General features: G+C 69.3%; 14 protein-coding genes, 1 tRNA gene and 1 pseudogene. 7 read left to right on the top strand and 9 right to left on the bottom strand.

The genetic code is table 11. The annotated features are described in order from the left end of the window. Positions 1 to 165: 165 nt before the first annotated feature. The 3 genes from FCU40_RS17520 to FCU40_RS17510 form a co-directional block, all read right to left on the bottom strand. The gene (locus tag FCU40_RS17520) at positions 166 to 1,722 is read right to left on the bottom strand and encodes a tryptophan halogenase family protein (protein WP_168076652.1); all 1,557 of its coding nucleotides are present in this window, start codon (positions 1,720 to 1,722) and stop codon (positions 166 to 168) included. A 3-nt stretch (positions 1,723 to 1,725) separates the two neighbouring features. Continuing rightward, positions 1,726 to 3,249: a tryptophan halogenase family protein gene (locus FCU40_RS17515; RefSeq protein WP_168076651.1), complete on the bottom strand. Its 1,524-nt coding sequence runs from the start codon at positions 3,247 to 3,249 to the stop codon at positions 1,726 to 1,728. 137 nt (positions 3,250 to 3,386) lie between these two features. Next, the gene (locus FCU40_RS17510) at positions 3,387 to 6,500 is read right to left on the bottom strand and encodes a TonB-dependent receptor (RefSeq protein WP_168076650.1); all 3,114 of its coding nucleotides are present in this window, start codon (positions 6,498 to 6,500) and stop codon (positions 3,387 to 3,389) included. A gap of 634 nt (positions 6,501 to 7,134) precedes the next feature. Here FCU40_RS17510 and FCU40_RS17505 point away from each other — a divergent pair. From FCU40_RS17505 to FCU40_RS17495, 3 genes are all read left to right on the top strand, one after another. Next, positions 7,135 to 8,178 (top strand): LacI family DNA-binding transcriptional regulator, encoded by a 1,044-nt coding sequence (locus FCU40_RS17505; protein WP_004622706.1) that lies wholly within the window; start codon positions 7,135 to 7,137, stop codon positions 8,176 to 8,178. A 61-nt stretch (positions 8,179 to 8,239) separates the two neighbouring features. Then, positions 8,240 to 10,546: a beta-glucosidase gene (locus FCU40_RS17500; protein ID WP_168076649.1), complete on the top strand. Its 2,307-nt coding sequence runs from the start codon at positions 8,240 to 8,242 to the stop codon at positions 10,544 to 10,546. A gap of 167 nt (positions 10,547 to 10,713) precedes the next feature. After that, positions 10,714 to 11,637 carry a Gfo/Idh/MocA family oxidoreductase gene (locus FCU40_RS17495; RefSeq protein WP_168076647.1) on the top strand — a complete coding sequence of 308 codons (924 nt, stop codon included), beginning with the start codon at positions 10,714 to 10,716 and terminating at the stop codon, positions 11,635 to 11,637. Positions 11,638 to 11,791: 154 nt separating this feature from the next. On the opposite strand, the gene FCU40_RS17490 is transcribed toward FCU40_RS17495, so the two are convergent. The 3 genes from FCU40_RS17490 to FCU40_RS17480 all read right to left on the bottom strand — a co-directional run bounded on the left by FCU40_RS17490 (position 11,792) and on the right by FCU40_RS17480 (position 15,998). Beyond that, positions 11,792 to 13,384 (bottom strand): fatty acid--CoA ligase, encoded by a 1,593-nt coding sequence (locus FCU40_RS17490; protein WP_168076645.1) that lies wholly within the window; start codon positions 13,382 to 13,384, stop codon positions 11,792 to 11,794. A gap of 125 nt (positions 13,385 to 13,509) precedes the next feature. Beyond that, positions 13,510 to 14,307: a copper resistance protein B gene (locus FCU40_RS17485; RefSeq protein WP_168076643.1), complete on the bottom strand. Its 798-nt coding sequence runs from the start codon at positions 14,305 to 14,307 to the stop codon at positions 13,510 to 13,512. Then, complete coding sequence (locus FCU40_RS17480) at positions 14,307 to 15,998, bottom strand: copper resistance system multicopper oxidase (RefSeq protein ID WP_168076641.1); 1,692 nt, start codon at positions 15,996 to 15,998, stop codon at positions 14,307 to 14,309. Before FCU40_RS17480 ends, FCU40_RS17485 begins: the two co-directional genes overlap by 1 nt. A gap of 83 nt (positions 15,999 to 16,081) precedes the next feature. Here FCU40_RS17480 and ybaK point away from each other — a divergent pair, with 83 nt between their 5' ends. From ybaK to FCU40_RS17465, 3 genes are all read left to right on the top strand, one after another. After that, positions 16,082 to 16,558, top strand: a complete 477-nt coding sequence (ybaK, locus tag FCU40_RS17475; RefSeq protein ID WP_168076655.1) for a Cys-tRNA(Pro) deacylase — start codon at positions 16,082 to 16,084, stop codon at positions 16,556 to 16,558. A 2-nt stretch (positions 16,559 to 16,560) separates the two neighbouring features. Further along, on the top strand, positions 16,561 to 16,863 hold the full coding sequence (locus tag FCU40_RS17470) for a hypothetical protein (RefSeq protein WP_168076639.1): 303 nt from the start codon (positions 16,561 to 16,563) through the stop codon (positions 16,861 to 16,863). A 55-nt stretch (positions 16,864 to 16,918) separates the two neighbouring features. Continuing rightward, a tRNA-Met gene (locus FCU40_RS17465) sits at positions 16,919 to 16,995 on the top strand. 31 nt (positions 16,996 to 17,026) lie between these two features. Here FCU40_RS17465 and FCU40_RS17460 read toward each other — a convergent pair. Continuing rightward, entirely contained in the window at positions 17,027 to 17,566 is a 540-nt protein-coding gene (locus FCU40_RS17460; RefSeq protein WP_168076637.1) for a DUF1993 domain-containing protein, read from the bottom strand. Positions 17,567 to 17,808: 242 nt separating this feature from the next. Here FCU40_RS17460 and hutH point away from each other — a divergent pair, with 242 nt between their 5' ends. Beyond that, positions 17,809 to 19,353 (top strand): histidine ammonia-lyase, encoded by a 1,545-nt coding sequence (gene hutH, locus FCU40_RS17455; RefSeq protein WP_168076635.1) that lies wholly within the window; start codon positions 17,809 to 17,811, stop codon positions 19,351 to 19,353. A 12-nt stretch (positions 19,354 to 19,365) separates the two neighbouring features. Here hutH and FCU40_RS17450 read toward each other — a convergent pair whose 3' ends face one another. Beyond that, the gene (locus tag FCU40_RS17450) at positions 19,366 to 20,295 is read right to left on the bottom strand and encodes a J domain-containing protein (RefSeq protein WP_168076633.1); all 930 of its coding nucleotides are present in this window, start codon (positions 20,293 to 20,295) and stop codon (positions 19,366 to 19,368) included. A gap of 86 nt (positions 20,296 to 20,381) precedes the next feature. Further along, positions 20,382 to 20,925 (bottom strand): annotated as a pseudogene (locus FCU40_RS17445) (hypothetical protein); the annotation flags it as partial.

Raw genomic sequence — 20,925 nt, 5'->3', positions numbered from 1 at the left:
GCTTCCGGCCCCTGCAACGAGGAGGACGCGGTGGCGACGGCGCGCCTCCTGCTGGCGCGCGGGGCGGACCGGCGCGCGCGCAACGACAAGGGCGACACCGCGGCCGACGCGGCCCGCAAGCGCGGGCTGGACGAGGCGGCGACCTTGCTGGGTGTCTAGACCCCCTCAGGCCACGGTCTTGAACGGCGCCGCCGCGGCCTCCGGCGGCGGCGCGGGGCAGTTCTGGGCCAGGAACTGTCCGTGGCTGGGCAGGCCGGCGACCTCGGCGGCCAGCATCGGCTTCGACTGGTCCAGGGTCTGGGCGATCACCGCGTAGGGCGCGGTGTCGACCAGCTGCTGGTAGCGGCGCGGGCGCACGCCCATGCCCTCCATGATCGACTGCCAGGACGGGTTGCGGAACATCTCGTCGACCCCTTCGCGCAGCCCCCCGTGGGCCTGGAAGAGCGCCATGCGTTCCTTCAGGCTCTCGGGGATCGGCGCCCGGCGGACGTCGCGCCAGAACGGCGTGTCGTCGCGCTGGGTCGTGCAGTAGTGCAGCACGATGAAGTCGCGGATCTCTTCATAGTCGGCGACCATGCGCCGATTGTATTCGGCGGCCAGGGTCGGATCGAAGTCGCGGTCGGGGAAGAAGCGCAGCAGGAAGTCCACGCCGCGATAGATCAGGTGCAGGGCCGTCGACTCCAGCGGTTCGATAAAGCCTCCCGCCAGGCCCACGGCCACGACGTTCTTGTCCCACAGGCGGCGGCGCACGCCGGTCTTGAACGGGATGAACATCGGCTCCATCAGCGCCGGTCCCTGGAGATTCCTCACCAGTGTGGCGCGGGCCTCGTCGTCGCCGAGATGGCGGCTGCTGAAGACGTAGCCGTTGCCGGCCCGGTGCTGCAGCGGGATGCGCCAGCGCCAGCCGGCGTCCTCGGCCCTGGACAGGGTGAAGGGATGCGGATCGCCGACGTTCTGGGTCTGCACCACCACCGCGCGGTCGCACAGCAGCATGTCCGACCAGTCGTCGAACGGCGCGTTCAGGGTCTTGCCGATCAGCAAGGCGCGGAAGCCCGAGCAGTCGATGAAGAGATCGCCCTCGACCTCGCGGCCGTCCTTCATCACGACCTTGGCGACCGCGCCGTCCGGACGGGTGACGACGTCGGTGACGATGCCTTCGGTGCGCTTGACGCCGCGCGCCTCGGCGAAGTCGCGCAGGAACTTGGCGACCAGCCGCGCGTCGACATGCAGGGCGTAGCTGGCGCCCGAGATCAACGAGCGCTGGGCGCGGAACGGCAGCATGAACTTCCACTGGTCGGCCATGACCGTCCCCGGCGCGAAGTCCTGCAGCTCCGAAGGATGGCCGTTGGCCTTGGCCCGCAGCCAGCACTGATAGAACTCGTGCGGACCGATCGGGCCGCCGATGGCGCCGAAGGGGTGGTAGTAGTGCTGGCCCTTCAGCTTCCAGTCCTCGAAGCGGATACCCAGCTTGAAGCTCGCCTGGGTGGCCTGAATGAAGGCGCGCTCGTCGATGCCCAGGCTGGCGATCAATTGCAGGAACGGCGGGATGGTCGACTCGCCCACGCCGATCGTGCCGATCTCCTCGGACTCCACCAGCTCGACTTGGCAGCCGCCGTTCTGGAAATAGTGGCTGAGCATCGCCGCCGTGATCCAGCCGGCCGAGCCGCCGCCGACGATGACGATCTTACGGATGGCGTTGGGGTTGGCGTGGCTCATCGTCATGTCCTAGCGCGCCGCCGTCATGGCGGCCGGGCGGGAGAATTGGTCGAGGAAGGCGCCGTGGGTCGGGGCCGAGGCGACGGCCTCGCGAACGGCCTGGCGCATCCGGGCCAGCGGCGGGCCCAGCGCCTTGGCGTCGACGCCGTCCAGCGCCGGGTCGATCCCCTGGGGCAGCAGCTCGAAGCCGGCATAGATCGCCATCCAGCTGGTCGGCGCGAACATCTCCCAGCGATAGCGCACGAAGTGGCCGCGCTGGACGAACAGCTGGACCTTGCGCTTGAGATCATCGGGCAAGGCGACGGCGTTGCAGTCGCGCCAGAACGCCGTGTCGCCCCGCCGATTGGCCCAATAGTGCAGGATGATGAAGTCGCGCACCCGCTCCATCTCGCGGCGCGACCAGTCGTTGAACTCGTCGGCCAGCTCGGGCGCGAGGTCGCGGTCCGGAAACAGCGCCTTGATCTTCTCGATGCCTGTCTCGATCAGGGCGATCGAGGTGCTTTCTAGCGGTTCGAGGAAGCCGGACGCCAGGCCCAGCGCGATGACGTTCTTGTTCCAGACCTTCTTGCGACGGCCCGGGGTGAAGGTGATCCGGCGCGGCTCGTGCAGCAGGGCGTCGGGCACGGCGGCCTTCAGCTCGGCCAAGGCGTCCTCGTCGCTGATATAGCGGGACGCGTAGACATAGCCGTTGCCATAGCGATGGCGCAGCGGGATCCGCCAGCGCCATCCGGCCGCATGGGCCGTGACGTCCGTGTACGGCATGGGCTCGCCGACGCCCTCGCTCTGCACGGCCCAGGCCCGGTCGCAGAACAGCAGGTCGCTCCAGTCCTCGTAGCCGGTCCCCAGCGCCTCCTCGATCAGGAGACCCCGGAAGCCCGAACAGTCGATGAAGAGATCGCCCTCCAGAGTCTGGCCGTTCGACAGGTCCAGCGAGGCGACGCGGCCGTCGTCGGGTCTCAGATTGACCTTGACGATCCGGGCGTCGATCCGGCGCACGCCGTTGTCCTCGGCTACCCGGCGCATCAGCTGGCCGAACAGGCCGGCGTCAAAATGCAGCGCCCAGTCGTACACCGAGACCGTCGAGGCCGGATCGCGCGGCGGCGGCATAAACTTGCCGGCCCTGGCCAGCGACGCGCCCAGCGAATAGTCGGCGATGTCGGTCGGCTCGCCGCCGTCCGCCAGTTTTCGCCAATAGTGGTGGAACGGCACGCCGTTCAGGTCCTGGCCGAAATGGCCGAACGGATGGATGAAGCTTTCGCCCTCGCGCAGCCAGCCGTTGAAGCGGATGCCCAGCTTGCAGGTCGCCTGCGTCGCCCGCATCACCTCGGCGTCGGACAGGCCCAACGACCGATAGAAGCCGCGAATGGTGGGAATGGTCGCCTCGCCCACCCCGATCGCGCCGATCTCGGCGCTTTCGACCAGGGTGATCTCCAGCGGTCCGCCCTGGAAGTGCCGGCGCAGGGCGGCGGCGGCCATCCAGCCGGCGGTCCCGCCGCCGACGATCACCAGCTTCTGGATCCTGCCTTCACCCATCGAACGCTCCCACCCGGTCTCTTGTCGTCCGGCTGCCCAACGCTAACGGCTCACGCCAGCATCGGACAGCCCGCCTCCCGCGAAAAAGCGCCGCCGTGGGGCTTCCACGGCGGCCAGCAGGAGGTGACGGGGAGGCGCTACCAGCGAGCCCGGATGCCCAGCGTGTAGCGGGGCTCGAACTCGTTCTGGTTGGCGTACTGGGTCTTTCCGGGGGCGAACCGCAGATAGTAGTTCTCGATTTCGCCGGTGACGTTCGACCCGTTGAAGTAGACGGTGACGTTGTCGCGAACGTTGTAGCTGACGTTCACGTCCACATAGCCGGTGGCCTTCTGCATGATCGGGATGACCGCGTCGCCGCCGCCGCCCATCGTGCCGGACAGGCGATCGGTGCGGTAGTTGTAGGCCACCCGCGCCTGCAGCTTCTGGTCCTGATACCAGCCCACCAGGTTGAACTGGTGCTTGGAGTTGTCGAAGAACGGGATCTCGCTGCCGGTCAGGTCCTTGCGGCTCTCGTGGCTGGGCGAGTAGGTGTAGTTGGTGTCGACGCCGAAGTTCGACAGCAGCCGCACGTCCGGGATGACGTCGCTGAACGCCACCTTGGCCCCGACTTCCAGACCCTTCACCGAGCCGCCGTCGCCCTGGATGGGCAGGCTTACATTGACCGTGCGGCGGATGACGCCGTCCTGGTCGGGGAAGCGGCCGGTGGTCTGGCCGCCGGTGACGAAGCTGTCGATCTTCAGCTGGAACGCCGAGATGTTCAGCATCGAGGCGCGCCCGAAATAGTATTCCACCGCGCCGTCGAAGTTGGACGAGCGCCAGGGATCCAGGTTCGGGTTGCCGTCGGCGTTGGCGCTGGTCACGCAACGGACGTTCGGCAGGGCCGCGCCGCAGTCGGCGGTGTTGATCTTCAGGCCGCCGCCATAGCTGCCCAGGTCGAGCGGCTGCATGGTCTTGGCGTAGGCGAAGCGGAACTTCCAGTGGTCGTCCAGGTCGTAGACCGCGTTCAGCGACGGCAGCCAGTCGGTGTACTTGCGCGAGGTGACCTGATCGCCCGCGTCGGCGTTGGTGTCGCCGTAGTTGCGGGTGTCGCCGGTCAGGTTCTGCTTCACCGTAAGCTTGGTCTCGATGACATGCAGGCCGACGTCGCCGTGCAGATTGCCCAGCGCGAAGTTGAAGGCGCCATAGGCGCTCTGCTCCTTCAGAGTCACGTCGTAGGTCTGGCCAGGAACGATCTCGCGGATCGCGCCGCCGAACACCTTCTTGTGGAAGGCCTCGACATTGTCGAAGTCGCGCGGATCGACCGCCCAGAAGCCCGGAATGCCGGAGGTGACGCCGCCCAGGTTATTCACCCAGATCAGGTTGTTGTAGGTCCCGAGCTTGGTCGGCTTGTTGACCGTATAGCCCTGGAACACCGGCTTGCCCGTGACTGGATCGGGCACGAACTCGCCCGCCTGGCACTGGTTCTGGTTCATCACGACGTCGATGGCCTTCCACTGGGCCTCGCAGCCCGAGGCCGGCACCGGCTGGCCATTGGCCTGCACCGCGCCCGGCGTGCCGCCGTAGAAGTTCGAGAACAGGTGGAACTGCTCGACGCTGACCGAGCGGTCGCTGAACCGAACGCCGCCGTCGACCTTGGTGATGAAGCCCAGCAGCTTGTCGTCGAAACGATAATGGCCGTCCGCCCGGAACACGTTCATGTCCGAGTTGACCTCGTTATTGCCTTCCGACGAGAAGGCCGCGACGGCGTAGCTGTCCTTGTTGGCCATGTAGTCCTTGAGGGACTTGCCGGCCCCCAGGCCTCCGACCAGCGGACGGTCGAAGCCGCTCCAGACCGGATGATCGCCGCTGATGTCGTAGTGCAGCTGCGGGTTGGCGCCGTAGCCCAGCGGGTTCGGGTTCAGATAGCAGCCGCCGGCGCTGCCGACGACGGAATTGCTGCGCTGGCTGGCCGGATACTGGTCGCAGATGCCCTTCGGATAGAACGGACCGCGGGTGCGGTCGTTCGGGTCGCGGAACAGGTTGAAGCGGCCGTCGGCGTACTGCCAGTTCGACAGGTCGCCCTGCACCTGGCCGTTCATGCTCAGACGGTGGCCGTTGGCGCGGATGGCACGCACCTCCGAGGTGAAGGGACCGCCGTTGTCGTAGTTGAGCTCGAGGTTGTAGTTCTTCGAGTTCGACTTGGTCGTGCGGTTGACGGTGAAGGAGTTCACCCACCAGGCATTGATGTCATACTGCTGGACGGCCAGCCAAGGCATCCCGTTGCCCGGGCTCTTCACGCCGGCGTTCTGGAACACGGTCGGCGGGTTCCAGACCCCGAAGGCGCCGCCGTCCCAGCGGTTGGAGATGTTGATGCCGGCGCCGCGATTGTATTCATCCAGCTTGGCGTAGAAGCCCTCGGCGATCAGGGTGAAGCCCTCGCCCAGCTTGGCTTCGAACGAGGCGTTGACGCCCAGGCGCTTGCGCTCGACGACGCGGTTGAAGCTCTCGTAGCCGTGCGGCGAGACGAAGTTGTTCGGGGCCGAGCCGCCCCAGTCGTTATTGCCCGACAGGCCCACGGCGCCCGACGAGTTGTCGCCCAGATTGGCCTTGCTGCCGGCGGCCGACAGCATCAGGCCGACGCGATCGTTGCGCCAGTTGACGACGCCGTTCAGCAGGTAGTCGTTGTCCTTGGTGCGGTCGCCGCGCTGGCCCTCGGCCGCGCCCGCCAGGCTGAAGCCTTCGCCGAACTGGAACGGACGGCGGGTCTTCAGGTCGATCGTGCCCGAGATGCCCGACAGGGGGTTCAGCGGATTGGTCGACTTGTAGACCAGCACCTGGTTCATCAGCTGCGAGGGCACGTCCAGCAGGTTCGGCTGGGCCGAGCCCATGTTGCCGGCGCTGAGGTACTGCTCGCCGTTCAGCAGGGTGATGACCTGGGCCAGACCCCGGATATTGACCGTCTTGCCTTCGCCGGCGTCACGCTGGATCTGCACGCCCGAAATGCGCTGCAGCGAGTCGGCGATGGTGACGTCGGGCAGCTTGCCGATGTCCTCGGCCGAGATCGCGTCGACCAGCGCGGTTTCCTTGCGCTTGATGTCGACCGACTTCAGCTGCGATCCGCGAACGCCGGTGACGACGATCTCTTCGACCTGGGTGTCGTTGCCGCCCGTCTGGGCGAAGGCGCCGCTGGCCAGCGCCAGCTGCGACGCGCCGGCGACGAGCGCCAGCGTCAGGCCACGCTTGAACGCGGCTTTCCTTGCTTCCTGTGACAATTCCTCGCTCCCCAATAGTTCGTTCTTGTTGACCGCTCGCGCCTCGCGCCGCCGCTCTTGTCGGCGGATGTCGAGGGCGAAGGCGAAGGCTCGACGGAGCGGGACGGGCGGATGTCCCGCCTTGTCCATCTCCGGACGACCCGGCGCCGGACGTCCGATTCCGGCCCCACGCCTTCCCCGAACGCCGTCACATTTCGCATATGTCCCAACCAAGTCAACGAAAATGTCAACGTTGTCATTTTCCAGGAGGCAGCCTTTTCGCGGCGAGCGAACGCCACGGGAGACACGAGAAGCGCTCCCGGCAGGCGATTTGTCTCAGACCTGAAAACATTATCTTGTTGTATAAATTGACCGAATCTTCCATCGCGCCGCGACTGATAGCGCTAACTTTCAATATGGACACAATGCCTGTCCGCGCCCGCGCCCGCGCTTGGAACGCCAAGCCCTGACCGTCGAGGCTTCCCGAAAATGTCCTAAATTGTCTCTATGTCCGTTCATATTTGACCCGATATTGTCTTGGCACATGACAAGCGGGACAGCATCCTTTATGGCTTCGGACGTTCGCGGTCTTGCGGGCGTCGCCGTGGAGTGATGGCGTGCGCCAGGCTCGAGCGGCGAGACGCGGGTAGAATCCATGACGACGATCAACGACGTGGCCGAACGGGCGGGCGTTTCGCCCAAGACCGTGTCTCGCGTCCTCAACGATCACGACAGCGTCAGCGCCAGGACGCGCGACCGCGTCCGCGCGGCCATGAAGGATCTCGACTACCAGCCCAACGCCGTGGCCCGCAGCCTGCGCGCGCGCGGTTCGGGGTCGGTGGGCGTGCTGATGGGCGATCCGTCGGGCGGCTACCACACCCGCGTTCACCACGCCCTGCTGCTGGCTTGCGTCGAGACGGGCCGCCATCTTTCGGTCGACCTGTCGGAAGGCCCCATTCCCGGCTGGGACGACCGCATCCGCGCCTTCGTCGAGGACAGCGGGATTCGCGAGATGATCCTGCTGCCGCCCGAGTGCGATTTCGGGCCGATGAAGGCCCTGATGCGCGAGCTCGACGTGCGCTGCGTGCTGATCTCGCCCACCACGCCGGACCCGCAGTTCCCGGCCTTCGCCATGGACGACCGCGCCGCCGCCCGCGAGGTGGTCGAGCACCTGTTCTCGCTGGGACACACCCGCATCGGCCACATCGCCGGCCATCCCGATCACGTGGCCAGCACCCTGCGCCGCAACGGCTTCTTCGAGGCCTACGCCGCCGCCGGCCTGCCGCGCCCCGGACCCGAGCTGATCGTGCAGGGCGAGTTCACCTTCAAGACGGGTCTCGAAGCGGCCAGGCGCCTGCTGGAGCTGGACGAGCCGCCGACCGCGATCTTCGCCGCCAATGACGACATGGCCGCCGCCACCTGCATGGAAGCCCAGCGGCGCGGCCTGCGGATTCCCGACGACCTCTCGGTCGTCGGCTTCGACGACGCGCCGATCGCCGGGGTGATCTGGCCGTCGCTGACCACGATCCGCCAGCCCTTCGAGCAGATGGCCCTGCGCGCGCTGCAGACCCTGGGCGCGTGGAGCGTCAACGAGGGCGCGGGCAAGACCAATACCCCCTTCCTCGCGCGACACAGCCTTGTGGTGCGCGAGTCCACCGGTCCGGTCCGAAGCGGCGCGCCGCCTCGACGCAAGACTTGAACCCCTCCCCCGACCCGGTCCGAAGCCGCGCGGGGCGCAAGAAGAAGACGACGGAGGAAACATGACCCGGACGAACTGGCGCGGCCCGCGACTGGCGCTGCTGATCGGCGCCTCGGCCCTGATCGCGAGCCCGGCCTACGCCCAGGCCGCCAAGCCCGCCGCCCCGAAGGCCCCGCCGAAGGCGAGCCAGCCCGCGCATCCCTGGCTGAACCCGAAACTGTCGCCGGACCGCCGCGCCGACCTCGTCCTGAAGGCGATGACCAACGACGAGAAGTTCACGGTCATCTTCGGCTATTTCGGCTCGGACATGAAGCCGAGGTACGCCCGGCCCGCCGCCTCGCTGGACGCCTCGGCCGGCTATGTCGCCGGCGTGCCGCGCCTGGGGCTTCCGGGCCAGTGGCAGACCGACGCGGGCGTCGGCGTGGCCACCCAGGGCAGCCACCAGGACCTGCGCCCGCGCACCGCCCTGCCCTCGGGCCTGGCCACCGCCGCCACCTGGAATCCCGAACTGGCCTTCAAGGGCGGCGCGATGATCGGCGCCGAGGCGCGGGCGTCCGGCTTCAACGTCCAGCTGGCCGGCGGGATCAACCTGATGCGCGAGCCGCGCAACGGCCGGAACTTCGAATATGGCGGCGAGGATCCCTGGCTGGCCGGGACCATGGTCGCCGCCCAGATCCGCGGCATCCAGTCCAACCACATCGTCTCGACCATCAAGCACTACGCCCTCAACGCCCAGGAGACCGGCCGCTTCGTGGTCAGCTCCAACATCGGCGACGCCGAGGCGCGGACCTCCGACCTGCTGGCCTTCCAGTTCGCCATCGAGCGCTCGGACCCGCACTCGGTGATGTGCGCCTACAACCGCGTCAACGGCGACTACGCCTGCGAGAACGACTGGCTGCTGAACACAGTCCTGAAGAAGGACTGGGGCTACAAGGGTTATGTCATGTCGGACTGGGGCGCCGACCACTCGTCGGCCAAGGCGGCCAATGCCGGTCTCGACCAGGAATCGGCCGGCGAAGCCTTCGACAAGCAGCCCTTCTTCGGCGCGCCGCTGAAGGCCGACCTCGCCGCCGGCGCCGTCAGTCAGGCCCGGATCGACGACATGGCCCGCCGGGTGCTGCGCGCCCTGTTCGCCAGCGGCGCGGTCGATCACCCGGTGACCAAGCCCGCGACCAACGACCTGCCGGCCGCGATGCTGGCGGCCCACGCCAAGATCACCCAGGCCGACGCCGAGGAAGCCATCGTCCTCCTGAAGAACGATGGCGGCCTGCTGCCCCTGGCCAAGACTGCCAGGACCATCGCCGTGATCGGCGGCCACGCCGACGTCGGCGTGCTGTCGGGCGGCGGCTCGTCCCAGGTTTATCCGGTCGGCGGACGCGCGGTGAAGGGCCTGACGCCCGCGACCTGGCCGGGCCCGGTGATCTACTATCCCTCCTCGCCGCTGAAGGCCCTGGCCAAGCGCTATCCGGGGGCGAAGGTGGTCTATGACGACGGGACCGATCCCGCCCGCGCCGCCAAGCTGGCCGCGGCCAGCGACGTCGCCCTGGTCTTCGCCGACCAGTGGACCACCGAGTCGGAGGACGTCCACACCCTGGCGCTGCCCAAGAACCAGGACGCCACGATCGACGCCGTCGCCTCGGCGAACCGCAAGACGGTCGTGGTCCTGACCACCGGCGGCCCGGTGCTGATGCCGTGGCTCGACAAGGTCGGCGCCGTGGTCGAGGCCTGGTACCCGGGCACGGCCGGCGGCGAGGCGATCGCTCGCGTGCTGTCGGGCGAGGTCGACGCCTCGGGCCGCCTGCCGGTCAGCTTCCCCCGGAGCGAAGCCGACCTGCCGCGTCCCAAGCTGGACGGCCTGGACAAGGCCAAGGACCAGCCGTTCGACGTCGACTATTCGATCGAAGGCGCGGCCGTCGGCTACAAGTGGTACGACCTGAAGCGGATCCAGCCGCTGTTCCCGTTCGGCCACGGCCTGTCCTACAGCCGGTTCGCCTATTCGAACCTCAAGGCCGCCGCGGTCGGCGACAAGGTCACGGTCAGTTTCGACGTCAAGAACGTGGGCCCCCGCGCCGGCAAGGACGTGCCCCAGGTCTATGTCTCGCCGAAGGCCGGGGCCAATGGCGCGACCTGGGAAGCGCCCAAGCGCCTGGCGGGCTTCCAGAAGGTGGCCCTCGCCCCCGGCGCCAGCCAGCATGTCGTCCTGACGATCGATCCGCGCCTGCTGGCCGTCTGGGACGGCAAGGCCCACGGCTGGTCGATCGCGGCTGGCCAGTATGAAATCGCCCTGGGCGCCTCGTCCCGGGCTCTGTCCTCCACCGCCCAGGTCAGCCTGGCGGCCCGGAGCCTGCCCGTGTCGCCGGGCCGGTAAAGGGGGCGGGAGCGCCTTTCCCCTGCTCCCGGACCCTTAAATCTCTTCCCTTCTCGGGAGCGCCGCCCTCGGGCCGCGCTCCCTTTTCTTGCGCGCCGGCTTGCGCGCCCGCATTTATACTATAATTAGGCCGCTGCGGCGCTGACAGCCGCGCGGGAGGAAACAGCGTGATCCGGATCGGCCTCGTCGGCGTGGGCAAGATCGCCCGTGACCAGCACATCCCCGCCCTGGCCGCCGACGCGCGCTATCGGCTGGTCGCCGCCGCCAGCCGGACCAAGCCCGACCTCGGGGTCCTGCCGGTCTTCCACGACATCGAGGAAATGCTCGCCCAGGGGCCGGCGTTGGACGCCGTGGCGCTATGCACGCCGCCCCAGGCCCGGCGCGAGACCGCCCTGGCCGCCCTGCGCGCGGGCAAGCACGTCTTCCTGGAAAAGCCCCCCGGCGCCAGCGTCGGCGAGGTGGCCGAGCTCGCCGCCGTCGCTCGCGCCCAGGGCGTCGTCCTGTTCACCAGCTGGCACTCGCGCTTCGCCGCCGGCGTGGCCCCCGCCAAGGCCTGGCTCTCGACCCGCCGCGTCCGCGAGGTCGCGATCGAATGGCGCGAGGACGTCCGCCGCTGGCATCCGGGCCAGACCTGGATCTGGGAGGCCGGCGGCCTGGGCGTCTTCGACCCGGCCATCAACGCCCTGTCGATCCTGACCGAGATCCTGCCGACCGAGGCGTTCGTCACCGGCGCGACGCTGCAGGTGCCCGAAAACGTCCAGTCGCCGGTCGCCGCCCATGTCGACATGACCAATCTCGACGGCGCGCGGATCACGGCCGATCTGGACTTCCTGCAGACCGGCCCCCAGACCTGGGACCTGACGGCACGGACCGACGACGGCGTCCTGAAGCTGTCGATGGGCGGCGCCGAACTGACCCTCGACGGCCAGCCGGTCGAGGTCGGCGAGAACCGGGAGTATCCGGGGCTCTACGACCGGTTCGCGACCCTGATCGCGCGCCGCGAGTCCGAGGTCGACGCCCGCCCGCTGACCCTGGTGGCCGACGCGTTCCTGCTGGGCACGCGGGAGTCGGTCGAAGCGTTCGTCGAGTAGCGGCCCTAAATCAAACATTTAGAGCGTGATGCTCCCCCGCGTCGCGGGGGAGCTGTCACGAAGTGACTGAGGGGGCCGACGCGACCGATGTCCAGCTTGCCCCCTCCGGCCCTCTGGGCCACCTCCCCCGCGACGCGGGGGAGGATCCGAACTCTCAGTTCACCTGCCGCTCGCGGCCTTCCCAATAGGGCGCGCGCAGTTCGCGTCGCAGGATCTTGCCCGAGGCGTTGCGCGGCAGGGCCGGCACGAAGTCCACGCTCTTGGGCGCCTTGAAGCCGGCGATCCGCGACCGGGCGAAGGCGATAATGTCGGCGGCGTCCGGCGTGACACCGGGCTTGGGCGCGACCACCGCCTTGACGGCCTCGCCCCACTTGTCGTCGGGGACGCCGATCACCGCCACCTCGGCCACGTGCGGGTGGCCATAGACGGCGCTCTCGACCTCGGCCGGATAGATGTTCTCGCCGCCCGAGATGATCATGTCCTTCACCCTGTCGTGGATGAAGAGGTAGCCGTCCTCGTCCAGGTAGCCGGCGTCGCCGGTGCGCAGCCAGCCGTCGGCGTCGATGGTCTTCTTCGTCGCCTCGTCCAGCTTCCAGTAGCCGGCCATGTTGGCCAGAGAGCGGATCGCCACCTCGCCCACCGTCCCGGCCGGCACGCTGTTCCCGGCCTCGTCGATCACCTTGATCTCGACGCCCGGCATCGGCAGGCCCGCCGCCCTCATGCGCGTGTTGCCGGCCGGGTCATGGTCCTCGGGCGGCAGATAGACCACCGTGCCGGTCGTCTCGGTCATGCCGTACTGCTGGACGAAGCCGCAGCCGAACACCTCCATGCACTCGCGCAGCAGGTCCAGCGGGATCGGCGCCGCGCCATACAGGATGTGCGACAGGCGCGAATAGTCGACCTCGCGGGCCCGGGGCAGCCGCACCACGATCTGAAGCGCCGCCGGCACCATGAACATCTTCGAGACGCGATCCTTCTCGATGAAGTCCAGCACCTTGGTCGGGTCGAACTCGCGAGCCACCACGCCCTTGGCGCCGTTGAAGAGGCCCACGAGGCCCCATCCGGTGCCGCCGATATGGGCCACGGGCATCGCCACCAGGCTGACGTCGTCGGGACCCCACTGGTTCCAGTCCAGCGGCCTCAGCGCGGCCTCGCGGCGCATGGCCAGCATGTTGTCGTGGGTCAGCATCGCGCCCTTGGGCCGACCGGTGGTGCCCGAGGTGTAGAGCTGGATGGCGATGTCGGAGGTCTTGATCGGCGTCATCGGATCCGTGTCCGGCTGGGCGTCGCGCCAGGCCTCGAAGGTCCGGTGCTCGCCGGCGCCGTCCGCTTCCATGGCGATCACCACGGGACGATGGGTCAGCTCGGCCGCCACCGCCTCGACATGGCCGATCAGCTCCGGACCAACGAAGACCAGCTTGGCCTCGCTGTCGCCGACGATATAGGCGATCTCGGGCGCGGCCAGGCGCCAGCCGATCGGCGTGGTCACGACCCCCGCCTTGGCCGCGCCGATCAACAGCTCGAAATAGTGGTCGCTGTTCTTGCCGACATAGGCGACGCGGTCGCCGACCTTGAGGCCCGCCGCGATCAGGGCGTTGGCCACCTGATTGGTGTGGCGGTCGAAGTCGGCGAAGCTGGTCTCCCGCCCCTCGAACACCAAGGCCACGGCGTCCGGCCGCGCCTCGGCATGATAGCGGGCGACGTCGCCCAGGGTCCTCATGCGGTCGAAATCGATCGCGTCCGCCATCCACGCCACTCCCTCGCCTGGCGGCCGCTTCTCTGGGCTCCGTCCGTCGGGAGGGGTGGCGGCCGCTCAAACGAATGTTGGGCCAGGCTCGAGCGCGCGACAAGCCCCCGCCGCGCCGGGCGCGGTCACCGCCACGCGCGGACGCCGATGACGAAGGCGGTGCTCGCGGCCCGCTCGCCGATCGGCGTCAGCGCGCCGAAGGTCCGCTCGCGCACCAGGCCGACATAGGGCGCGAATTCCCGCGTGATCTCGTAGCGCAGCCTCAGGCCGCCCTCCAGCCGCCCCGCGCCCGCCTCGGCCAGGTCGGCCTCGACGCGCGGCTGCAGGATCAGCTTCTGGGTCAGGCGCAGGTCATAGGCGCTCTGCGCCCGCGACGAGACCTTGCCCCGGTCGGACAGAAACACCGCCCCGTCCAGCTTGATCCAGTAGGGCGCCAGGCCCTCGAAGCCGACCGTGGCGTAGCTTCGCCCCCGGCCGCCGCCTTGGCGGACCAGGTCGTAGCGGACGCCGGCCTGGAGATCGAAGTAGGGCCCCGCCGGCCAGGCCTTCAGCACCTGGGCCTCGCCGCGTTCCCAGCCCCCATCGCCCTTCTCGTTGTGGTCCGCGCGCTCGCCCCGCGCCTTGACCACCCAGTGGGAAGCGTCGCCGCCCCACCAGGCCTCGCCCTCGACGCTTTGGCCGTCGGCGCCGTCGCGGGCGCGATATTCCAGCTGGTCGAGGCGAACGGTCCAGGCGTTGACGCCGCCGTGCTCCTTCATCAGTTGGGCGCGGGCGGCGGCCATGGCGGCCGGCGAATAGACCCGCTCGGCCGCGTGGTCGGTCGGGATCGGCGGCGGCTGGGTCTGGTCGGCGGGCGCCGCCGGCGTCGCCATGGACGGCATGTCGTGGCCAGCGTGCTGCGCGGGCGGGTCGACGAAGAGCATCAGGCCTCTCCGTCCAGCGGCCGCACGGTGACGACGTTGAACATCCCGGCGTGCATGTGCAGCAGCAGGTGACAGTGGAAGGCCCAGTCCCCCGGCTCGCTGGCCGTCAGGTCGAAGGCGACCTTGCCGCCCGGCGCGACATTGACCGTGTGCTTCAGCGGCGGCCGCTCTTGCCCGTTGACCAGCTCGAAGAAATGGCCGTGCAGGTGGATCGGGTGGGCCATCATGGTGTCGTTGATCAGCACCACCCGCACCCGCTCATTCCGGCGGAAGGCGATCGGCTTTTTCAGCGGTCCGAACGCCTGGCCGTCGAACGCCCACATGAAGCGCTCCATGTTGCCGGTCAGGTGGATCTCGACGGTCCGCCCCGGCGACCGTGTGTCGGTCGGCGGATGCGGGCTGGCCAGAGCGCCATAGGTCAGCACCGGATGACCGACGTCCTCCAGGCCCTGGGGCGGTTCGGAGAGCCGGTCCAGGGGCATCGGCGAGACCGTCTGGACGCCCGGCGTCAGCGGCAGGTTCGGCGCGTTGGCCTGGGACCGCATCGACATGTCCATGCCCGGCATGTCCATGCCGCCATGCCCCATCGCGCCCATGTTCCCCATGCCCATGTCCTTCATGGTCGCCAGGGGGCGCTCGCGAAGCGGCGGGACCGGGGCGGTCATGCCGGGGCGCGGCGCCAGGGTGGCGCGGGCCAGGCCGGAGCGGTCGGAGGCCTCGGCGACCAGGGTGAACGCCTTGTCCTGGGTCGGCCGCACGATCACGTCGAAGGTCTCGGCGGGGGCGATCTGGAATTCGTCGACCGTCAGCGGGTTGACCGGCTGACCGTCGGCGGCGACGACCTCCAGCGACAGGCCCGGGATCCGGACGTTGAAGATGGTCATGGCCCCGGCGTTGATGAAGCGCAGCCGCACCCGCTCGCCCGGCGCGAACAGACCCGTCCAGTTGTCGCCCGGCCCGTGGCCATTGACGAGATAGGTGTAGGTCGAACCCGTGACGTCCAGGATGTCGGTGGGATCCATCCGCATCCGGGCCCATTCCACGCGGTCCTTCAGCGGTTGGTCCTGGCCCTTCAGCAGGCCGGCCACGGTCTGCTTCTGGTGATTGAAATAGCCGGACTGGGCCTTCAGCTTGCGGATCAACTGGTGCGGATGCAGGAAGCTCCAGTCCGACAGCACCACCACGTGCTCGCGGTCATAGGGGATGGGGTCCTCGCCCGCCGGGTCGATGATGATCGGGCCATAGTGGCCGACCTGCTCCTGCAGGCCCGAATGGCTGTGCCACCAGTAGGTCCCGCTCTGGCGCACCGGGAAATCGTAGGTGAAGGTCTCGCCCGGCTTGATCCCCGGAAAGCTGACACCCGGCACCCCGTCCATGGCGAACGGCACCAAGAGGCCGTGCCAGTGGATCGAGGTCTCCTCGTCCAGCGTGTTGGTCACCGCCAGCCGGACGCGCTGGCCCTCCTTCAGGCGGATCAGCGGACCGGGGATCGTGCCGTTGACCGCGACGGCGTGGCCCTTTCGGCCGTCGATGCTGGCCATCGTATGGCCGACGGTCAGCTTGATCTCGTCGCCCGACAACGCCTCGGGCGATCGGCCGCCCTGAGCCGCCATCGCCCAGCCCGGCAGCAGCCCGGCCGCGCTCAGCCCCAGGGCGCCGCGCAGCAAGGTCCGTCGATCGAGAGGCGTCATCGTCTATCCGTATTCCAACGCGGGCCCATGACAAGACAGGGAGCGCTTTCCAAGACAGGGGGCACTTGGGTATCACGCTGACCATGTCCAAGAGCACGCCCGCCACGATCGCACTCGCCAAGGCCGGCGTCGCGTTCGACCTGCATACGTATGACTACGATCCGGGCGCCGAGCGCGTGGGCCTGCAGGCCGCCGAGGCGCTGGGCGAGGACCCGCGCCGGGTGCTCAAGACCCTGATCGTCCTGCTGGACGGCAAGCCCGCCTGCGCCATCCTGCCCTCGGACAAGGAGGTCAGCATGAAGAAACTGGCCGCCGCCCTGAAGGGCAAGTCGGCGGTCATGGCCCCGGTCCCGGACGCCGAACGGATCACCGGCTACAAGGTCGGCGGCGTCAGTCCCTTCGGCCAGAAGAAGCGCCTGCCCACGGTGATGGAGGCGGCCGCCCTCGCCGAGCCCTATGTCTTCCTCAACGGCGGCCAGCGCGGCTTGCAGGTGAGGCTGGCGCCCGCCGACGCGGTCAAGGCGCTGGGGGCGGTGACGGCGGCGATCGTGGCGGACTAGCAATGGCGCTGATCAAGATTCTGGTCGTCATCGCGGCGTTCGGCTCCGCCCTTGTGCAATACGCGCTCAAGCTGACCATCGAGCGCGAGGCGCGATACCTGCGCGACACCGGCAAACGCCAGGACGACCGCCGCCTGGACCTCCCCGAGGTTTCGCTACGCCCCGCGCCCAGCCTGAACCTCCTGTGGGGCTCGACGGCCGGCCTGCCGAGCTCGCTCAGGACAAACGTCGGATTCTACCGGATCAGCACGGCCGTCATGCTGGCGTCGGGCGTGGCCGCGCTGGTCCTCTTCAGCCGCCGATGACGCGGCCGCTTGAAATCCCGCGCGCTTCTCGCCTATAAGCCGCGCCTCCTGGTCTGGCTGGGTAGCTCAGATGGTTAGAGCGGTGGATTCATAACCCACAGGTCGGCGGTTCGATCCCGCCCCCCGCCACCAGGATTTGCGTGCTTCCCTCGTTTTCCGCCACTCACCCGCCCGGCAGCGTGCCCGGACGGATGTAGGCGAACATGTGCGGCACCCAGTCGGCCTTGCCCAGCGGAACGCCCTTGTGCCGCAGGATCGCGTAGGCGGTCGTCAGGTGGAAATAGACCTGGGCGAAGCCCCAGTCGCGGACGAACTGCTCGCCGGTCATGTCGAACGCCATGCCGTTGGGCAGCTTCAGCTCGACCGCCTTGTCCTTGGCCGCGTCCAGCGCCGAGGCCGGCGCGGCCTCGAGCCGGGCGATGGCGTCGGTCAGCTGGGCGCGCAGGCCGTCGAAGTCGGTCGCGTCCTCGGCCGGCGCGAACGAGTCGGCGCCGGTCAGGTGGCGCAAGAGGTCGCTGGCCTGCACGCAGACGAAGCGCACCTGGGTCGACAGCGGGAACATGTCCGGCGCCAGGCGCGCGCCGATCAAGTCGGCCGGCGCCAGGCCGGTCTCGGCGGCGAAGGCCTCGCCCTTGGAAAGCTGGCCGATCAGGCCCTTCATCATGTTGACGTAGGTCGGGACGGTGAGCGCGTGCAGGTCCATGGGAGTCCTCCGGTTTGGGCGGGAGATAAGCCGACCCCGAGGCGGAACGCCAGGGGCATCCCGGGTTCGTCGGTCGAACTCAAGCGCGGTTGGTCGAAACCACCCGAAATCGCCGAAAGCAGAACGCGGGCTATCTCGATTTCGGCCGTCCGTCGGCTCGGCGCCCTCGACGCCGGGCTTCAAAAGGGGCAAATCCGCCTCGGGCCCGCTTCGTCCCTCCTCGGCGCCCGAAAGCTTGATCCATGTCTCACGTCGAACCGTCGTCCCTGGTCCTGATTCCCGGCGCCACGCCGCTGGCCGACTGGAAGGCGATCTATCGCGGGGCGACGCCGCGCCTGGCGCCGGAGGCCTGGCCGGCGATCGCGGCCAGCGCGGCCGCCGTCGCGCGCATCCTGGCCAAGGGCGAGCCGGTCTATGGGATCAATACGGGCTTTGGAAAGCTGGCCAGCGTCCGCATCGGCGACGCGGACCTCGAGACCCTGCAGCGCAACATCGTGCTGTCCCACGCCGCCGGCGTCGGCGCGCCCTCCCCGGTCCCGGTGGTCCGGCTGATGATGGCCCTGAAGCTGGCCAGCCTGGCGCAGGGCGCCTCGGGCGTCCGGGTCGAGACCGCGCGGATGCTGGAGGCGATGCTGGCCCAGGACCTGACGCCGGTGGTCCCCTGTCAGGGATCGGTCGGCGCCTCGGGCGACCTGGCGCCGCTGTCGCACATGGCCGCGACGATGATCGGGGTCGGCGAGATCTTCGTCGGCGGCGCGCGCCTGCCGGCCGCCCAGGCCCTGGCGGCGGCGGGCCTGACGCCCTTGACCCTGGGGCCGAAGGAAGGCCTGGCCCTGCTGAACGGCACCCAGTTCTCGACCGCCAACGCCCTGGCGGGCCTGTTCGAGGCCGAGCGCCTGTTCCAGTCGGCCCTGGTCACCGGCGCGCTGTCGACCGAGGCGGCCAAGGGCTCGGACACGCCGTTCGATCCGCGCATCCACGCCCTGCGCCGCCACGCCGGCCAGATCGAGACCGCCGCGGCCCTGCGCGCGCTGATGGCCGGCTCGGCGATCCGCGCCTCGCATCTGAAGGCCGACGAGCGCGTGCAGGATCCCTACTGCCTGCGCTGCCAGCCGCAGGTGATGGGCGCGGCGCTGGACATCCTGCGCCAGGCCGCCGCGACCCTGGCGATCGAGGCCAACGGCGTCTCGGACAATCCCCTCATCTTCCCGGAAGCCGACGAGGCCCTGTCCGGCGGCAATTTCCACGCCGAGCCGGTCGCCTTCGCCGCCGACATCATCGCCCTGGCCGTCTGCGAGATCGGCTCGATCGCCGAGCGCCGCGTGGCCATGCTGGTCGATCCGGCGCTGTCGGGCCTGCCGGCCTTCCTCACGCCCAAGCCAGGCCTGAACTCCGGCTTCATGATCCCGCAGGTCACCGCCGCCGCCCTGGTGTCGGAGAACAAGCAGAAGGCCTATCCGGCCAGCGTCGATTCGATCCCGACCTCGGCCAACCAGGAGGACCACGTCTCGATGGCCGCCCACGGCGCGCGGCGCCTGCTGGACATGGTCGAGAACGCCACGGCGGTGCTCGGGATCGAGCTGCTGGCCGCCGCGCAGGGCTGCGACTTCCACGCGCCGCTGACGTCCAGCGCGGCGCTGGAGGCCGTGCGCGCCCTGGCGCGCGGCCAGGTCCCGCCCCTCGCGGACGATCGGCATTTCCATCCGGACATGGAGGCGGCCAGCGCCCTGATCCGTTCGGGCGCGGTGATCGCGGCGACGGCGGCGGACCTTCCCGGGATCGGCTGAAGCCGCCCGGTCTTACTTGCGCTTGGGCGTGTAAGGCTTCTGGGCCCGCCAGGCCTCGGCGAACTTTTCCAGGTCCTGGTCGACCGTGTCGGGCAGGGTCACCACCAGGCGGGCCAGCAGGTCGCCGCGCTTGCCCTTGGCGTCGGAAAGACCCCGCCCCTTCAGGCGCAGGGACTGGCCGCTGTTGCTGCCCTTGGGCACGTTCAGCATGACATTGCCATCCGGCGTCGGCGCCTCGACCTTGCCGCCCAGCACCGCGTCGGGCACCGAGATCGGCAGGTCCATGACCAGGATGTCGCCCTCGCGGCGATAGATGGGGTGCGGCTTGACCGCCAGCTCGATCAGCGCGTCGCCGGGACCGCCTCGGCCGGGGCTGCCCTGGCCCTTCAGGCGCAGGGTCTGCCCCTCCTGGGCGCCCACCGGGATGGTGACGTCAATCGTGCGGCCGTCCGAGAAGGCCACGCGCTTCTTGCCGCCCTTGATGGATTCCTCCAGGTCGATGTCCAGCCGCGCGCGCACGTCCGAGCCGCGCGTCGAGAACCCGCCGCCTCCGCCGCCGAAGGGGCCGGCCCCGCCGCCGCTACGGAACATGCCGCCCAGGATTTCCGACAGGTCGATGTCGGGGCTGTCGTCCGTGCGGAAGCCGCCGCGTCCAAAGCCGCCGCTGGCGCTGAACGGGCCGTTGCCCGGCTGCCCGCCAAAGCCGCGCATGGTCTCGCGACCGTCGGCGTCGATCTGGCCCAGGTCGAACTTCTTGCGCTTTTCCGCGTCGCCCAGGATGTCGAAGGCCGCGCTGACCTGCTTGAAGCGCTCCTCGGCCTTCTTGTCCCCGGGATTGGTGTCCGGATGATACTGCTTGGCGAGCTTGCGGAACGCCTTGCGGATCTCGTCCGCGCTCGCGGTGCGGGAAACGCCGAGTTCCTGATAGGGGTCGCGCGCCAAGGAAGGTCCTCTGGAAAACTGTGGGGTTGCGTAACGCCCTCCATCTAGAACGTCCAGCGCGGCGCGCAAGGCCCCATGTGATAAATTTACCACAGACCTGTCGTCGCGGCGCTTCCCCAGCCGTACAGGGCCGAGCCCTGGCGGATCTCGACGCGGGCGGCGGGCGACGGCGCGTGGGCCGCGCGGGCGGCGGCGGCGTAGACAAAGGCCGGCCCGGTCATCTCGACATCCATCAGCACCGCCTCGCCGTCCAGCACCCGGACGCGGAAGCGGTCGGCCCCGGCCTCGCTCGGGACCTCGCCGTCCCAGACGTCGCCGCCCAGGCGGGCGCGGCGGATCCAGGTCACGCGGAAGTCGTCGCCGATCCACCGCGTCCGGACGTGGGCGGGCGCCAGGGGCCGCAGGGCGCGCGCCGTCCAGGCCGCCGCCGCCTCGGTCATGGCCGGACCCGAGGGCGGACCTCCGGCCGGCGCGGCGCGCACCATGAGTGGCGTCCCGCGCTCGAAGGCGGCGACCTCCATCGGGACCACCGCCTCGTCCAGCATCACCACCGGCGCGCCGGCCGGGATCGTCGCGGGCGTCGCCACGCCGTCGCGCTGGCCGCGCAGCAAGCCCGACAGCCGCCAGACG

It is taken from the genome of Caulobacter sp. SSI4214 (assembly GCF_012184455.1).
In the GTDB taxonomy this organism is placed as follows: domain Bacteria; phylum Pseudomonadota; class Alphaproteobacteria; order Caulobacterales; family Caulobacteraceae; genus Caulobacter; species Caulobacter vibrioides_E.
Note: the sequence above shows the minus strand (reverse complement) of the source record. Positions and strands in the feature narration are given on the sequence as shown.

What these genes read in the sequence shown, in the direction of transcription:
- FCU40_RS17520 (WP_168076652.1), bottom strand. Translation starts at nt 1,722, where the DNA reads ATGACGATGAGCCACGCCAACCCCAACGCCATCCGTAAGATCGTCATC.
- FCU40_RS17515 (WP_168076651.1), bottom strand. Translation starts at nt 3,249, where the DNA reads ATGGGTGAAGGCAGGATCCAGAAGCTGGTGATCGTCGGCGGCGGGACC.
- FCU40_RS17505 (WP_004622706.1), top strand. Translation starts at nt 7,135, where the DNA reads ATGACGACGATCAACGACGTGGCCGAACGGGCGGGCGTTTCGCCCAAG.
- FCU40_RS17500 (WP_168076649.1), top strand. Translation starts at nt 8,240, where the DNA reads ATGACCCGGACGAACTGGCGCGGCCCGCGACTGGCGCTGCTGATCGGC.
- FCU40_RS17490 (WP_168076645.1), bottom strand. Translation starts at nt 13,384, where the DNA reads ATGGCGGACGCGATCGATTTCGACCGCATGAGGACCCTGGGCGACGTC.
- FCU40_RS17485 (WP_168076643.1), bottom strand. Translation starts at nt 14,307, where the DNA reads ATGCTCTTCGTCGACCCGCCCGCGCAGCACGCTGGCCACGACATGCCG.
- FCU40_RS17480 (WP_168076641.1), bottom strand. Translation starts at nt 15,998, where the DNA reads ATGACGCCTCTCGATCGACGGACCTTGCTGCGCGGCGCCCTGGGGCTG.
- ybaK (WP_168076655.1), top strand. Translation starts at nt 16,082, where the DNA reads ATGTCCAAGAGCACGCCCGCCACGATCGCACTCGCCAAGGCCGGCGTC.
- FCU40_RS17470 (WP_168076639.1), top strand. Translation starts at nt 16,561, where the DNA reads ATGGCGCTGATCAAGATTCTGGTCGTCATCGCGGCGTTCGGCTCCGCC.
- FCU40_RS17460 (WP_168076637.1), bottom strand. Translation starts at nt 17,566, where the DNA reads ATGGACCTGCACGCGCTCACCGTCCCGACCTACGTCAACATGATGAAG.
- hutH (WP_168076635.1), top strand. Translation starts at nt 17,809, where the DNA reads ATGTCTCACGTCGAACCGTCGTCCCTGGTCCTGATTCCCGGCGCCACG.